This is a genomic window from Nocardia aurea, from assembly GCF_003123685.1.
GTDB lineage: Bacteria > Actinomycetota > Actinomycetes > Mycobacteriales > Mycobacteriaceae > Nocardia > Nocardia aurea.
The window spans coordinates 41,835-54,179 of the sequence record NZ_QCYJ01000132.1 but is presented as its reverse complement, the minus strand read 5'-3'; the positions used below and the strand labels follow the sequence as shown (position 1 = coordinate 54,179).

Annotated in this window: 13 protein-coding genes; 6 read left to right on the top strand and 7 right to left on the bottom strand. The window is 64.7% G+C overall.

The features are described 5' to 3' along the window. Window positions 1-27 precede the first annotated feature (27 nt). From DAT37_RS35500 to DAT37_RS35490, 3 genes are all read right to left on the bottom strand, one after another. Window positions 28-1,383 (bottom strand): aminomethyltransferase family protein, encoded by a 1,356-nt coding sequence (locus DAT37_RS35500; protein ID WP_109529323.1) that lies wholly within the window; start codon window positions 1,381-1,383, stop codon window positions 28-30. A 113-nt stretch (window positions 1,384-1,496) separates the two neighbouring features. Continuing rightward, complete coding sequence (gene pabB, locus DAT37_RS35495; protein WP_109529322.1) at window positions 1,497-2,705, bottom strand: aminodeoxychorismate synthase component I; 1,209 nt, start codon at window positions 2,703-2,705, stop codon at window positions 1,497-1,499. Continuing rightward, entirely contained in the window at window positions 2,702-4,096 is a 1,395-nt protein-coding gene (locus tag DAT37_RS35490) for a bifunctional folylpolyglutamate synthase/dihydrofolate synthase (protein WP_109529321.1), read from the bottom strand. Before DAT37_RS35490 ends, pabB begins: the two co-directional genes overlap by 4 nt. 111 nt (window positions 4,097-4,207) lie before the next feature. Between DAT37_RS35490 and DAT37_RS35485 the strand changes: the two genes are divergently transcribed. The 5 genes from DAT37_RS35485 to DAT37_RS35465 all read left to right on the top strand — a co-directional run bounded on the left by DAT37_RS35485 (window position 4,208) and on the right by DAT37_RS35465 (window position 8,703). Next, entirely contained in the window at window positions 4,208-4,930 is a 723-nt protein-coding gene (locus DAT37_RS35485) for a PIG-L deacetylase family protein (RefSeq protein ID WP_109529320.1), read from the top strand. Continuing rightward, window positions 4,927-5,622, top strand: a complete 696-nt coding sequence (locus DAT37_RS35480; protein WP_109529319.1) for a 4-carboxy-4-hydroxy-2-oxoadipate aldolase/oxaloacetate decarboxylase — start codon at window positions 4,927-4,929, stop codon at window positions 5,620-5,622. The genes DAT37_RS35485 and DAT37_RS35480 overlap by 4 nt, the downstream gene beginning before the upstream one ends. Before the next feature lie 40 nt (window positions 5,623-5,662). Continuing rightward, a complete protein-coding gene (gene ligM / locus DAT37_RS35475; RefSeq protein ID WP_109529318.1) occupies window positions 5,663-7,066 on the top strand; it encodes a vanillate/3-O-methylgallate O-demethylase in 1,404 nt (467 codons plus the stop codon). A 74-nt stretch (window positions 7,067-7,140) separates the two neighbouring features. After that, the gene (locus DAT37_RS35470) at window positions 7,141-7,869 is read left to right on the top strand and encodes an SDR family NAD(P)-dependent oxidoreductase (protein WP_109529317.1); all 729 of its coding nucleotides are present in this window, start codon (window positions 7,141-7,143) and stop codon (window positions 7,867-7,869) included. Between the two features lie 591 nt (window positions 7,870-8,460). After that, the gene (locus DAT37_RS35465; protein ID WP_109529316.1) at window positions 8,461-8,703 is read left to right on the top strand and encodes a hypothetical protein; all 243 of its coding nucleotides are present in this window, start codon (window positions 8,461-8,463) and stop codon (window positions 8,701-8,703) included. Between the two features lie 13 nt (window positions 8,704-8,716). Here the strand turns inward: DAT37_RS35465 and DAT37_RS44495 are convergent, their stop codons facing one another. The 3 genes from DAT37_RS44495 to DAT37_RS35455 all read right to left on the bottom strand — a co-directional run bounded on the left by DAT37_RS44495 (window position 8,717) and on the right by DAT37_RS35455 (window position 10,612). Continuing rightward, window positions 8,717-8,878: a hypothetical protein gene (locus DAT37_RS44495; RefSeq protein WP_157978851.1), complete on the bottom strand. Its 162-nt coding sequence runs from the start codon at window positions 8,876-8,878 to the stop codon at window positions 8,717-8,719. Between the two features lie 402 nt (window positions 8,879-9,280). After that, window positions 9,281-10,018, bottom strand: a complete 738-nt coding sequence (locus DAT37_RS35460) for a GDSL-type esterase/lipase family protein (RefSeq protein WP_109529315.1) — start codon at window positions 10,016-10,018, stop codon at window positions 9,281-9,283. Window positions 10,019-10,273: 255 nt separating this feature from the next. Further along, on the bottom strand, window positions 10,274-10,612 hold the full coding sequence (locus tag DAT37_RS35455; RefSeq protein ID WP_109529314.1) for a hypothetical protein: 339 nt from the start codon (window positions 10,610-10,612) through the stop codon (window positions 10,274-10,276). 472 nt (window positions 10,613-11,084) lie between these two features. Here DAT37_RS35455 and DAT37_RS35450 point away from each other — a divergent pair, with 472 nt between their 5' ends. After that, window positions 11,085-11,687: a hypothetical protein gene (locus DAT37_RS35450; protein WP_109529313.1), complete on the top strand. Its 603-nt coding sequence runs from the start codon at window positions 11,085-11,087 to the stop codon at window positions 11,685-11,687. A 35-nt stretch (window positions 11,688-11,722) separates the two neighbouring features. Here the strand turns inward: DAT37_RS35450 and DAT37_RS45085 are convergent, their stop codons facing one another. After that, entirely contained in the window at window positions 11,723-12,259 is a 537-nt protein-coding gene (locus DAT37_RS45085; RefSeq protein WP_109529312.1) for a hypothetical protein, read from the bottom strand. Between the last annotated feature and the right edge of the window lie 86 nt (window positions 12,260-12,345).

Genomic DNA, 12,345 nt, shown 5'->3' with positions numbered 1-12,345 from the left:
TTTCCTCGATTCGTCCGACCGGTCCGGTCAGGACTTGCGGTAGGTGTCACGAACTTCCTGCACGTACGGCGCCGGCGCGACCGTCGCCCGGATTTCGATCTGGCGATGAGGCTCGACGGCGGGCTTGCCAGAGTTGGGCTCCTCACCCCACAGCACCGTGACTTGCGTTCCCGGCTCGGCGACCGAACGGTTGACGGTCGCAAGCGAGACGAAATCCTGTTCGTTAACGATGTAGCCGAGATCGAGGGACAGCCCGACCTGCTTGCCGTCCTGCAGCACCTTGTCGACCTGGAAGAAGGCGTAGCGCGCCTTCGGCAGTTCGATGTACTTCGCCGGAGTGCCGGGCTCGTACAGGGAACGAACCGCAGCGGCGACATCCTCGGGATTCCATACCAGCGTCACCTTCTGCTTGGCAGGGGCAGCGGAAATGCGTTCGAGGGCTTCGCGCCCCAGGAAATCGTGGTCGAATTTCACCGTGCGGCCGTACCCGATGTCGTAGGGCGTCACGTAGTAGTCGGTGATGTCAGCCGAATCCTCGCTGCCGCCCAGCGAACCGAGCGACTGCGCGCCGAGCCACTCGCGGTAGCCCTTCATCTCCGATCCGAAGATCGCAGGCACCGCGGTCGGGATCCACCCGGACTCCAGGTTGGCCGTGGAGTACGCTTTCGCACCGGCACGGACCAGGTCGAACTCTTCACCGACCTCCAGGATCGCGGCGAGCACAGTGTCGCCTTCCTCCCACGGGCCGAAGAGCTCGAACCCGGGCTGTCCGGCCATCCCGTGGCGCAGGGCACGTACCTGCTTACCCGCGATGGTGAACTCGGTCATGTTGAAGAACTTGACGTCCGGGACGGGCGCACCGGTGAGCTTCTCGACCAAAGATTTGGCCGAGGGCCCCTGCAGCTCGTACCGGTAGACCTTCGGAGGTCCCGACGGGCGATCGTAGGAGTTCTCGTCGCGTTCGAGGGTGACGTCGTACCCACCGGCCTCGGCGTTGTACTGCAGCCAGTTGAGGACCGTGGGATGGCCGACTACGTCGAGCAGATTCTCTTCGAGATGAAAAAGAATCGCGTCGCCGATGAAGTAGCCGTCGGCGTTTACCGCCACATACTGCTTGGCCTTACCGGGTGTGAAATTGGCGAACGTGTTTACACCGAAATCGCTCAGCAGCCGAATGGCGTCCGGTCCCTGGATGTACAGGTCGGTCATGTGGTGTGACTGGTCGAGAAGCGCGCAGGAGGTCCGCCAGGCCTGCTGCTCGGAGCGCCAGTTCGTGAATTCCGGCGCGACCGGAAAAGTCATCGGCCGCACAGTCGAATTGCGCAGCAGTTCGACCGGCGATCCCGCACGCACGACCGCAGCCTCGAGACTTTCCACTCCCATGTCGTCTACCTCCTCTGGCCGGACCGGGGTCCGAGCCTCGATGCTCAGAAAGCGGCAAGTTCGGCTACCGCTGGTTCCAGTACAGGCCAACGCCGATCAGTATTCGTCCGGCATCAAGGCACACTTGTCTGCGACAAATGACCGATCTCGGCAGGCGCACTGATGTATTCCTGCTCAACGGGTGAAGTTGTCACCACGGCCGACTTCGCCTGCAGTTCTGCGTACTCATCGGCCGCCACCGAATCCCAGGTGATTCCGCCTCCGGTGCCATAGACCGCAGTGCCCCGTGCCCGGTCAGCCAGCACGGTCCGGATCGCCACGTTGAAACGGAAGCGGGTCGGTGTGCCGATCGGTGCCACGACCCCGACTGCGCCGCAATAGGCACCGCGCGGGCTCGGCTCCAGGTCGCGGATCAGCCTCATCGTGCGCGCTTTCGGCGCGCCAGTAACCGACCCGCAGGGAAACAGTGCGCGGAAGATGTCGAGCAGGTCCACATCGGGCCGTAGGCGAGCCGTCACCTCCGAGGTCATCTGGTGCACGGTGCGGTAGGTCTCGACTTGGCACAGAGAGCGAACAGAGACGCTGCCGACAACGGCGAGCCTGGCTACGTCGTTGCGGACCAGGTCAACGATCATGATGTTCTCCGCGCGTTCCTTCGGACTCGTTCGAAGCTTTCGCACACGCTCAGCGTCTTCCTGCTCGGTGGCGCCGCGTCGTGCTGTGCCCTTCATCGGACGCATCAGCAAGCGATTGTCACAGGTCTCAAAAAACAACTCCGGGCTCGCACCAGCGACGACGAAGCGGCCGGTGTCGAGGTAGGCGTTGTAAGCGCCGCCTTGTGCATGGACGACATCGCTGTACAGACTGCCGAGATCACCGACAAACTCGGTGTGCAAGCGAGTGGTCAGATTGCACTGATAGGTTTCGCCTGCGGCAATATGGCGGTGGACCGCGTCGACGGCGCGACGGTGCTGTTCGCGAGTCCATTCGTAGCGCCAGGGTTCGAGCGCGAATGCGGAACCGCCGGACCGGGATACCAGTGGAACGCGCTCGGGCGCCTCGGAGACACCGAACCAGACCAACGGCAAGCCTTCGATGGGTTCATGCACAGGCAACGTCGGATCCAGACCTGCGGCCGCTTCGTAACTGACGAACCCGAAGGCCCACAGGCCCTCGGCGCTGACGCGCTCGACTTCGGCCAGCGCAGCCGCGACTTGATCCGGGCGGTGCGCGACGATCTCGGACTGAATCCGCGGAAACCGGCAAGCGGTTCCGGCGAAGAAGTCGTCGAAGCGCGCCCACGCTTCTCGCTTGGCGGTCATCCGATCACCTCCGCGGCATCGGCCACGGTGAAGAAGGACCCTGTCACCACAACCGGCGCCTCGGGAGGTGCACAGGCGACCGCCCTCCGCAGTGCTGCGGCAACCGAGGGCTCGGCATAAACCGACAAACCTCCAGCCTCGCGTGCGAGTTCAGCGAGGTCCTCGGCAGCGATCGCGCTTCCGCGGCCGGCCCGGCGGCCGTAGGTCGAGAATTCGGTCGCGATGACCGATTCGGCCTCGGGTGCCAGCAGGTGCAGCATCTGCTCTGCACTCTTGCCCGCCTTCGCCGCGAGCACCCACACCGGTCGCTGGTCAGGCCAACACTCACCCACCGCGTCGACCAGGAACGCCACCTTGAGGGGGTTGTGCGCCCCATCGAGGACAACCTGCCGCCCCTGCCATATCCGGGTCTCGAATCTTCCGGGCAGCCGAACATCGAGCAGCGCCGCCGTGGCGCGATCGGGGTCGAGAGTCCAACCGTCGCGATCAGCCAGTCTCTGGGCAGCGCGAATCGCCAACGCCATGTTCACTTTCTGGAGGCCCGACACAGTTTCTCCGCGATCGAAGACTTCGGCCAGCACCTCGTCACAGTCGCCCACCGCCAGCAGGTGCAACGTGCAGCACCGCTGGCGGGCCGCTGCACGCAGTGCGTTAAGTACCTCGGGGGATCGCTGGTCCAGCGCGACCGCCATGCCTCCGATCGGCAGGATCCCAGCCTTCTGCGCCGCGATCTCGGCCAGCGTGTTGCCGAGGACCTCAGTGTGGTCCAGGCCGATTGCGGTGATCACGGCCAGCTTGTCGTTTCTGCGCACGGTGTTGGTAGCGTCCCGCAGCCCGCCGATTCCGGTTTCGATGACTGCGTAGTCGACGTCTTCGTGGCGGAAGAATTCGAAGGCAGCGGCAGTAGCCGCCTCGAACATTGTCAAGCCGCCCAGCTCGCGATCGCCTTCCTCGGCCGCCGCGAACACAGCGCGCAGCACAGGTGCCAGGCGGCGCGGTTCCGCTAACTTACCGTCGATCTGGAATCTCTCCAGGAGAGAATGAACGTGTGGCGACGTATAGGTTCCGGCGCGGAAACCATGGGCGCATAGCAGCGCCGTCAGAAACAAGCACACCGAGCCCTTACCCGCCGTGCCCGCGACGTGTATCGTCCGCATTTCCTCCTGCGGGCTATTCAGCGCATTCAGGAGATCGAGGGTGCGCTGGCGGGAATCGAGCCGCGAACTGCCTTGGCTTGCGGGCGAAATCGTCTGTTCTAGCAGAAGCCGTTCGATTTCATCGAGCGTTTCTCCCCGCCCCCGAAGTTGTCGGGTATTCATCGTTTCGACGATAGAAAAGGCAGCCGTCGCCCGGAACGGTGTGATGTCGCCGCTCCCGTGGTCGGAATGCATACCCGCATCGGCGGAATGACGTAGTAAATACCGGACGCCGAGACCTGCTGAGCCGCTCTGAGGCCCCCTAACGTCGAGGTCGAAGTCGATGTCGATGCGAGGAGTGACCGGATGGGTTCCTTATTGGTGGTCAGCGCCCACGCTGGCGACTTCGTCTGGCGTGCCGGAGGCGCGATCGCCCTCGCGACCAGCCGTGGGGACAGGGCGAAGGTCGTGTGTCTGAGTTTCGGTGAACGTGGCGAGTCGGCGAAGGCGTGGAGGGCCGGGAAGACGCTCGACGAGATCAAGGCGATCCGGCGTGCGGAGGCTGAGAAAGCCGCTGCTGCGCTGGGTGCCGAGATCGAGTTCTTCGACGCCGGTGACTACCCTCTGCGTGAGTCTGAGGAGTTGACCGACCGGCTCGTGCACCAGTTCCGCGACGTCGATCCTGCGGTGGTGCTCACCCACCCCCTGGTCGACCCGTACAACGGCGACCACCCGGCTGCAGCCCGGATGGCTCTGCAGGCTCGTATCCTCGCGCAGGCAGTCGGCTACGACGCCCCGGGGGAGCCACTGGGCGCTCCCCCGGTCTTCTTCTTCGAGCCGCACCAGCCCGAACAGTGCGACTTCAAGCCGACCGTGCTGCTCGACATCAGCCCCGCGTTCGAGGCCAAGCGCAAGGCGATGGAGTGCATGGGCGCTCAACAGCACATGTGGGACTACTACACCGACCTGGCTGTGCGCCGCGGCGTCCAGCTCAAGCGTAATGCGGGCCCCAATCTCGGGCTGGCACACAACACAATGGGCGAGGCGTACATGCGCGTATATCCCCAGGTCACGGCGGATCTGTCATGAGGAACGTCGTCGTCACCAACATTCCTCGCGCGCCGATCAATGCGGTGGAGGCCCTCGCCGACCACGGCGTCGCCACCGTGCACGAAGCGCTCGGACGCACCGGCTACCTCGGGCCACGGCTGCGGCCCATCTTCCCCGGCATTCGGATCGGCGGGACCGCTGTCACCGTCCTGTGCTGGCCCGGCGACAACCTGATGATCCATGCCGCGATCGAGCAGTGCACCGCAGGAGATCTGCTCGTTGTCACCACCAACTCACCGAGCTCGGACGGGATGTTTGGCGAACTCTTCGCGACCGCGTTGCAGACCCGTGGGGTCCGTGGCCTCGTGATCGATGCCGGGGTCCGTGACGTCGCCGAACTGCATGCCATGAACTTCCCGGTCTGGTCGTCCGCGGTGAGCGCTCAGGGCACGGTGAAGGCCACAGCCGGTTCGGTCAACATTCCGGTCAGCATCGGCGGACAGCTCATCACCCCCGGTGACGCGATCCTCGCTGACGATGACGGCGTCATGGTCGTCCCGCGCGGCGACGTAGCACGCGCCCGACAACTCGCGGAGCGACGTCTCGCCAAAGAGGAGGCGTCTCGCCGCGCGTTCCGTAGCGGTGAACTCGGCCTCGATCGCTATGGACTGCGCGACACGCTCGCGGAACTCGGAGTCGAGTACGTCTCGGCCGACGAGCATCACCGGTAGTCACTTTTACTACCGGGCCATCCCAAAAGAACGGAAAGCAATGAGCCCGCAGAATCTGCAGGAAGTACTCGACAAAGCAGGCAACACCGTCGAACTCCTGCGCAACTCCCAGCTGGGAACATACATCTACCCGGTGGTCCCCTCCGAGTTCAGCAACTTTCGCCGCGAGGTCACGGCCTGGCGCGAGGCCGCGGTGCTGTTCGACCAGAGCCACCACATGGTCAACCTCTTCATCTCCGGCCCCGACGCGCTGAAGCTGATCTCTGACACCGGAATCAACAGCGTGGCCAACTTCGCCGTGAACACCGCCAAGCAGTTCGTGCCGGTTTCCCCGGAGGGCGGGGTCATCGGCGATGGCATCCTGTTCCGGGAAGCCGAGGACAAACTCACCTTCGTCGGCCGCGCCCCTGTCGCCAACTGGCTGACCTATCAGGCCACCAAGGGCTACGACGTGGAACTGCACCTGGACCCGCGCTCGCCGTCGCGTCCGTACGGCAAGCAGGTGACCCGCGACCTGTGGCGCTTCCAGATCCAGGGCCCGCGCGCCTGGGAAATCATCGAGAAGCTGCACGGCGGCACGGTCGAGCAGGTGCGGTTCTTCCGTATGGGCTACATCAACATCGCCGGCGAACGTGTCCGTACCCTGCGTCACGGCATGGCCGGCGCCCCTGGCCTTGAGATCTGGGGACCCTACACCAGCTACGAGAAGATCCGGGAGGCGATCCTCGAGGCCGGCCGCGAATTCGGAATCGAGGCCGCTGGCGCGCGCGCCTACTCGTGCAATACCCTTGAGTCAGGCTGGATCCCGTCGCCGCTGCCTGCTGTTTACACCAGCGACGAGCTGCGCGGCTACCGCGAGTGGCTGGGCGCCGACAGCTACGAGGCCACCAACGCACTCGCCGGCAGCTTCGTCTCCGGCGACATCAAGGACTACTACCTCAACCCGTGGGAGCTCGGCTACGGCGGGTTCGTCAAGTTCGACCACGACTTCATCGGCCGTGATGCGCTCGAAGCGCTTGCGCCGCAGACCCAACGGCGAAAGGTGACCCTGTCGTGGAACGCGGACGACGTCGCGAAGCTGCTGGCCTCTCCTGTCGACCTGGACGGGCCGGTCTACCAGTTCTTCGACCTGCCCAACGCCAACTACGGCTCGTCGAACTATGACTCGGTCATCGACGCCGACGGCAACGCCATAGGGCTCTCGCTGTTCACCGGCTACAGCGCCAACGAACGGCGGGCGCTGTCGCTGGCAACCATCGACCCTGAGGTCCCGCTGGGTGCCGAAGTGCGGGTCGTCTGGGGTGAGCCCAACGGCGGCTCTCGCAAGACCACAGTTCAGCCGCATGAGCAACTGGCAGTGCGGGCCGTCGTGAGCCCGGCGCCGTTCTCCGCAGTGGCCCGTGAGAACTATCAGCCCGGCTGGCGCACAGCCGCGAAGGTCTGACTCGTGCTCGGGCCGGTGTGGCGCTCCGATGTGCCCCCGGCCCGACGCCGCACAACTTGTCGGAAGGTACAAAGATGCGCACGCTCGACGGACGAGTCGCCATCGTGACCGGAGCGGCCGGGGGGCTGGGCGCATCCATCGCCGAGCGACTGAGCCATGACGGTGCCCACGTCGTGGCACTGGATCGGCAACCTCCGGTCATTCCACCCGACGCGATCACCACGCTTCGCTGCGACGTCACCGACGACAACGATATCGCGGCCGCAGTCGCCGCGACCGTTCTCAAATTCGGGACTGTGGACATACTTGTGAACAACGCGGGCCTGTTGTCGGGACGGGATAGCCTGCTCACCGCCACCCCCGAGCAGATGATGCGGTTCTTCGACGTCAACGCGGTCGGCGCCCTTCGCCTAGTACAGGCTTGCTTCCCGTACCTGCGTGACAGCCGATTCCGCGGGCGGGTCATCAACGTGACGTCCCGAACCTTCTTCACCGGAGCACCCGGACAACTCGCCTACGTAGCCTCGAAGGGCGCGCTCATCGGTATGACCCGAGTCATGGCTCGGGAACTGGGCGAGCACGGCATCACCGTCAACGCTGTGATGCCCTCCCAGGTGGCCACACCCGGTACTCGAGAGCACTCCGACCACGAGGACTTCGCGCGCACCATGTCCCAGCAGTCGATCCGCGAATATGTTAGTCCCGCGAGATTCGCAGGGCTGGTTGCCTTTTTGGCCTCCGACGACGGTGCGCTGATGACCGGCCAGTCAGTGGCCTACGACGGTGGCGGCCTTCTGCACTGATCAAGCGGCGCGACACCACATCGCTGACCCGGAGTTTCCGCCGGGTGGGCGCGAACTCACGATTCAGGACTGTGAACTGATCCACTCCTCAACAGCCAGCGGGACCGGGCCGTGTTCGAAGCAGATGACCACTGAGCCATGGCGTGTCGAGGGGGCTGGGATATCAGGGTCACGGCAGACGCCCGAAGATGTTGCGGTGGTGGCGATTTCTGTGTCCATACCTGCGCTTTGTGACATGCCTGCGCCACCCCCGCTACCACCTCCACCGTTGAAACTTTGGGTTGAACCGTGGAAGCCTCCGCATCCACCCGGGTTGCCACCTCCACCGCCGCCTCCACCGCTGTGGTCTCCGTCAGGGGAACCGCCGCTCCCACCGCGGCTGTCCTCGTTGGAGGCTCCTCCGGACGGACAGTTCTCGGCCTTATCTGCAGCAACCTGACCCGGCCGCCCAGCACTACCTCGGTATGGACTGGCGATGATGTCCGGACTGCCTCCGGGGACCGTACCGGTCGACGCCGAGTCCCCGCCGTGTCCTGCTGCGCCCGCTGTTCCGCACCCCACAGATCACCGCCGAGGCGTCGAAGTTTTGTGATGGGCAGGATCACCACGCGCGTCCGGATCAGTCGCCACAGCGGGAACCTCGACCTCCTTGCCGCCGACGCTCTCCGACTGAGACAGAAGGCCGACTCCGCCCCCGACAGCACCTTCACCTTCGTCCTGCGCAACGGCGCAATCCACGACTGGGCCATGGGCGGTGTATTGGCCACCCCGGAATCAGCGGCCGTGCAGCACCACATCCACCGACAACTCGGACTCCAGCCCGAACAACGATAACCACGCGCCGCAGTCACCCGGCGACCGCGGCTGGGCCGCCACTGACGGTGTCGCCGTCGACGATCGAGGTGACCGTCGCTGTCGTCGTGTCCGCGGTCGCGGCCGGGACAGGAGCCAGAAACAGTCCGGTCACCGCCGCGGCTGCCGCTATCGGGGTGATGCACATCGTGCTCATCGCGTCCTCCGAGTCCGAGACATCCGACGCTAACCCCGACACACCCAGGCCATGGCCGTTCCAGCAAGGAGGGGCAGCGGACTCGACCTCTCTACCCCGTTCGTGCCCGCAGACCGGCGAGGCGTGGTGGACGCACCAGAGTCGATTAGCCGGTTCCTGGTGAGACCATCTCACCTGGCACGTGAAATCGAAGGCGTGGCTGTGTGCTACGACTTCATCCTCCAGTGCGGCGAGATCTACAGCTGGCTGCCGTGGATAGAGAACGCACGGTGTCATGTCGCGGACGGCTCGCCGACGCATCGAAATCGCGGACTGGACAGCGGCGGGTCGACCGTGGCGGTTATCGAAAGTCCGGCTGCTTCTACGCGCCGAGAATATGCCGCGGATACTGACTGATGGCTGTCATGCCGTCCAAATTCGGGTGATATGACTGAAGAGTCGCTCGACGATGTTGGCGTCGCTGCCAGGTCCGTCGGAGTTCTCGGCGAACGGACTATTGAGACCGTTTGTCCGGGGTTCGCTGTCGCAACTGGTGTGGTTCTCGGCATCCAGGAGGCTGACAGCAGTGGCCCGGTGGTCAGAGCGTCCGCCCGGGTCGCGGTGAGAAGTACGTCGTAGGCGTGGCGGTATGCGGCGGCATCGTCGACGCCGAGAGAAACCTCTGAACAGATAGCGCTCGTGGCGTTGATGACCGAAGGTACTGAACAGCACGGTGGCTCTCAGCGCCTTCGCGTGGACGGTGCGCACGATCTCTGTGAGGAGCTTGTTCGACGGCGGCGAACTCGGTCGCGGTGGGCCGGGGCGTGCTGGTGCTGCCGAGCAAACTCTGGCAGCGGCATCGGCCAGTGGCGGTACAACGTCCGCGATCAGCGGGCCGCAGCTCTGGACCAGAAGCAACGCGTTCAGGTCGAGGTCGTTCCCGCCGATTGTGATGGTGACCTGGCGGGCGTCGGCGGCGACAGCATCGATCTGGGCGGGCACAGTGTCGCCGTTGGGCAACCGCTGTGGTGCTGCGAGAATATTGGCGGTAGTCGCTCCCCCGCAGGAGGCGTCGGTCAGTTTCAGCTCCAGCGCGGAAGCCAGCTGATGGGCGTAGTTGCGACCCGAACGTCGGCATGCTAAGTCGAGTACCGGGGCGATACCGGGACCAGCGCATAAGAACTACCTAGTGCGACATAGGTATCCGACGCCGCCAGCTGGGCATGTGACGTGCCCGTGCAGGCCAGAGCGTAAACGGTAGCTGCCACCAGCGACGTCGCGCCGATGCGAGTGTCGGCCCCGCGTACGCGGGGATGGTCCATGCCGTCCGTGCGAGAGTTTCAGCGCCCCGACAGCCACCGTCGAAGATCAACTGCTCGACAGGCAATCCAGCGGCTATTCCTACGAACGACATATCTAGCCGTTCATCGTTGCTATCTCGCGTAGGGCCGAGGCGTGGCTATGCAGCACGTCGGAAAGATCCGTGAGACCGATTGTTTCGGTGGGCTTTTCGACGATCTCGTGGTTCTGCCAGCCGACAGCCCGGTAGCAGACCTGCGCCGCTCCTGATCGGCACGCCCGTACGACGGCGGGGTCGAGGTGAATTCGTACGACCAGTTCATCGAGTGCAGCGGCGATCTGGATCGGGCTACCGAGGTGTCGGGTCTTCCACCATGCCTGAGGTTCGGTACACCAGCGCAACTCCACCGTGTAGTGCAGTTCCGGACCAGCGCCCCTACTCGCCAATGTGTCCATCGCTGTCTAACTTGCCGCCTCCGAGGCGCGATCACATCTGGCCGAATGGTGTGATTGACCACAGTCGCCAGTGAAAGCAGCTCTGCCAGCAACCAATTCGTCCGCATTTCGCTGGCGAGGCCCGAGCCGCGCATCCCTTGTTGCCGGAAGACATTCAGGCATACGACAACTTCGGCGCCACCCCATCCCTGCGCCAAACCCCCACGCATAGCCGGTCCTGCACGACTGTCTAGCTGTGCCGCTGAATGTCCGTGCGCGACCCGATCGGTCACCAGGAGCGCGCGGCGGCGCCGTTCTGATCTACAACCCCGCTCACCGACTCGATTCCGAAGGAATCTCCATGAATCAGAGGTCGTTCAGCCCTCGACAACAGAGCCAGCAACCGCTTGGATACCAAGGAGAAGATCTATTGACGGCACCTGCACCACAGACGCGCCCTCCTGGCGCGATTGTTTCGGAGGGGGATCCTCGAATGGACCTCGACATCACCTGCCCGCAATGCCATCGGCTCGATCTGGTGCAGAGCGTCCCCGCTCTGTGCGCCGATGGCCTGTCTACGAGCGACGGGTCCGGCCTGTATTCCGGGGTCGGTGTCTCGGCCGGTGGACTGGTGCCTGTGGTCGGTACCGCGACCATGCAACGCACCCACACCAGCGCGCTGGCTCGCGTGTTCGACCGTGGTCCCGCTCAGGTTCGCACGGGCCGTCTCACGTTTTTCGGTGTGCTGCTGCTGATCCTGCCGTTGATCTCCCTCGGGAGTATCTTCGAGTTTCTGCGCCCGGAAAATCCTCACGGCATCGTCACTTTTATCGCGACGATGGCGGTCCCGTTCACGGTGGGCATTCCAGCGGCTGCCCTGTTGCTGGGCGCCGCAAGTCGCCGCCGCCTCAACGCCCGAATTGCGGCCGGTCGGCCCCGCGCGCACGCCGTGTGGGCGGCCGGGTTCTACTGCCACCGCTGCGGTCTCGCGTTCTGGCCGTACTCCCCCGCCCCCGGTGTGCCCGCCCGGCAGCCGGTGACCCCGCAGCAGTTCCGGTGGCTGGTGTGGGAGGCGGCGGGCTACCACAACCTGTAACCCGACATCACGGGGACGAACACCCCGTGCAGGGGTCAATCAGGCAAGCCTCGATCGAGGGGGCCGGTCCCGAAATCAGCACCGGTTGTGGGGACTTCTCCGCTTCCTGATTCCGGAGGAGCCTGCTTTCGTTCTCGGCGATCCTGCGAGCTTCCTCGCGATGGCCGAGGGTCGCTGGTGTGTGCGTGTGCCGTGCTGATCAGTTGGCGGGCTTGCTTCGGCGTGATCTCGAGTAGGTCGGCGACGTCGTCGTCGCTCTGGCCCTGGTCACGGATCAGTGCGGCGACCGCGGCCTGCTCGGCACGTAACCGCCTGATCTCCTCGGTGGCACGATCCTGGACCGCGCTGATCCGATCACGCAGCTCCGCGACCTCACCATCACGAGCGGCCTCACGCTCCGTGATCGCCTGCCACGCTTGCAGATAACGCCGCACCGCAGCAGCGATCGTCTGTTCACGTTGACGCGCGAGCACGCGGCGCTGACGCACCCGTTCACGCGAGCGTTCCAGACGTTCGACCAGTTCCGGTGATGCAGAATTCCGCGGAGACCGCGGCAGACGACGCGACGACATCGCTGAACCTCACAAACATTCGTTGAGTCAGCCCGCTGATCCGTCCGCCCACCAGGCTACGCCACTTTCACGCCACCAGGCGTGCG

What these genes read in the sequence shown, in the direction of transcription:
- DAT37_RS44495 (WP_157978851.1), bottom strand. Translation starts at nt 8,878, where the DNA reads ATGAGCACGATGTGCATCACCCCGATAGCGGCAGCCGCGGCGGTGACC.
- DAT37_RS35470 (WP_109529317.1), top strand. Translation starts at nt 7,141, where the DNA reads ATGCGCACGCTCGACGGACGAGTCGCCATCGTGACCGGAGCGGCCGGG.
- DAT37_RS35455 (WP_109529314.1), bottom strand. Translation starts at nt 10,612, where the DNA reads ATGGACACATTGGCGAGTAGGGGCGCTGGTCCGGAACTGCACTACACG.
- DAT37_RS35450 (WP_109529313.1), top strand. Translation starts at nt 11,085, where the DNA reads ATGGACCTCGACATCACCTGCCCGCAATGCCATCGGCTCGATCTGGTG.
- DAT37_RS35490 (WP_109529321.1), bottom strand. Translation starts at nt 4,096, where the DNA reads ATGCATTCCGACCACGGGAGCGGCGACATCACACCGTTCCGGGCGACG.
- pabB (WP_109529322.1), bottom strand. Translation starts at nt 2,705, where the DNA reads ATGACCGCCAAGCGAGAAGCGTGGGCGCGCTTCGACGACTTCTTCGCC.
- DAT37_RS35485 (WP_109529320.1), top strand. Translation starts at nt 4,208, where the DNA reads ATGGGTTCCTTATTGGTGGTCAGCGCCCACGCTGGCGACTTCGTCTGG.
- DAT37_RS35500 (WP_109529323.1), bottom strand. Translation starts at nt 1,383, where the DNA reads ATGGGAGTGGAAAGTCTCGAGGCTGCGGTCGTGCGTGCGGGATCGCCG.
- DAT37_RS35465 (WP_109529316.1), top strand. Translation starts at nt 8,461, where the DNA reads ATGGGCAGGATCACCACGCGCGTCCGGATCAGTCGCCACAGCGGGAAC.
- DAT37_RS35480 (WP_109529319.1), top strand. Translation starts at nt 4,927, where the DNA reads ATGAGGAACGTCGTCGTCACCAACATTCCTCGCGCGCCGATCAATGCG.
- ligM (WP_109529318.1), top strand. Translation starts at nt 5,663, where the DNA reads ATGAGCCCGCAGAATCTGCAGGAAGTACTCGACAAAGCAGGCAACACC.
- DAT37_RS45085 (WP_109529312.1), bottom strand. Translation starts at nt 12,259, where the DNA reads ATGTCGTCGCGTCGTCTGCCGCGGTCTCCGCGGAATTCTGCATCACCG.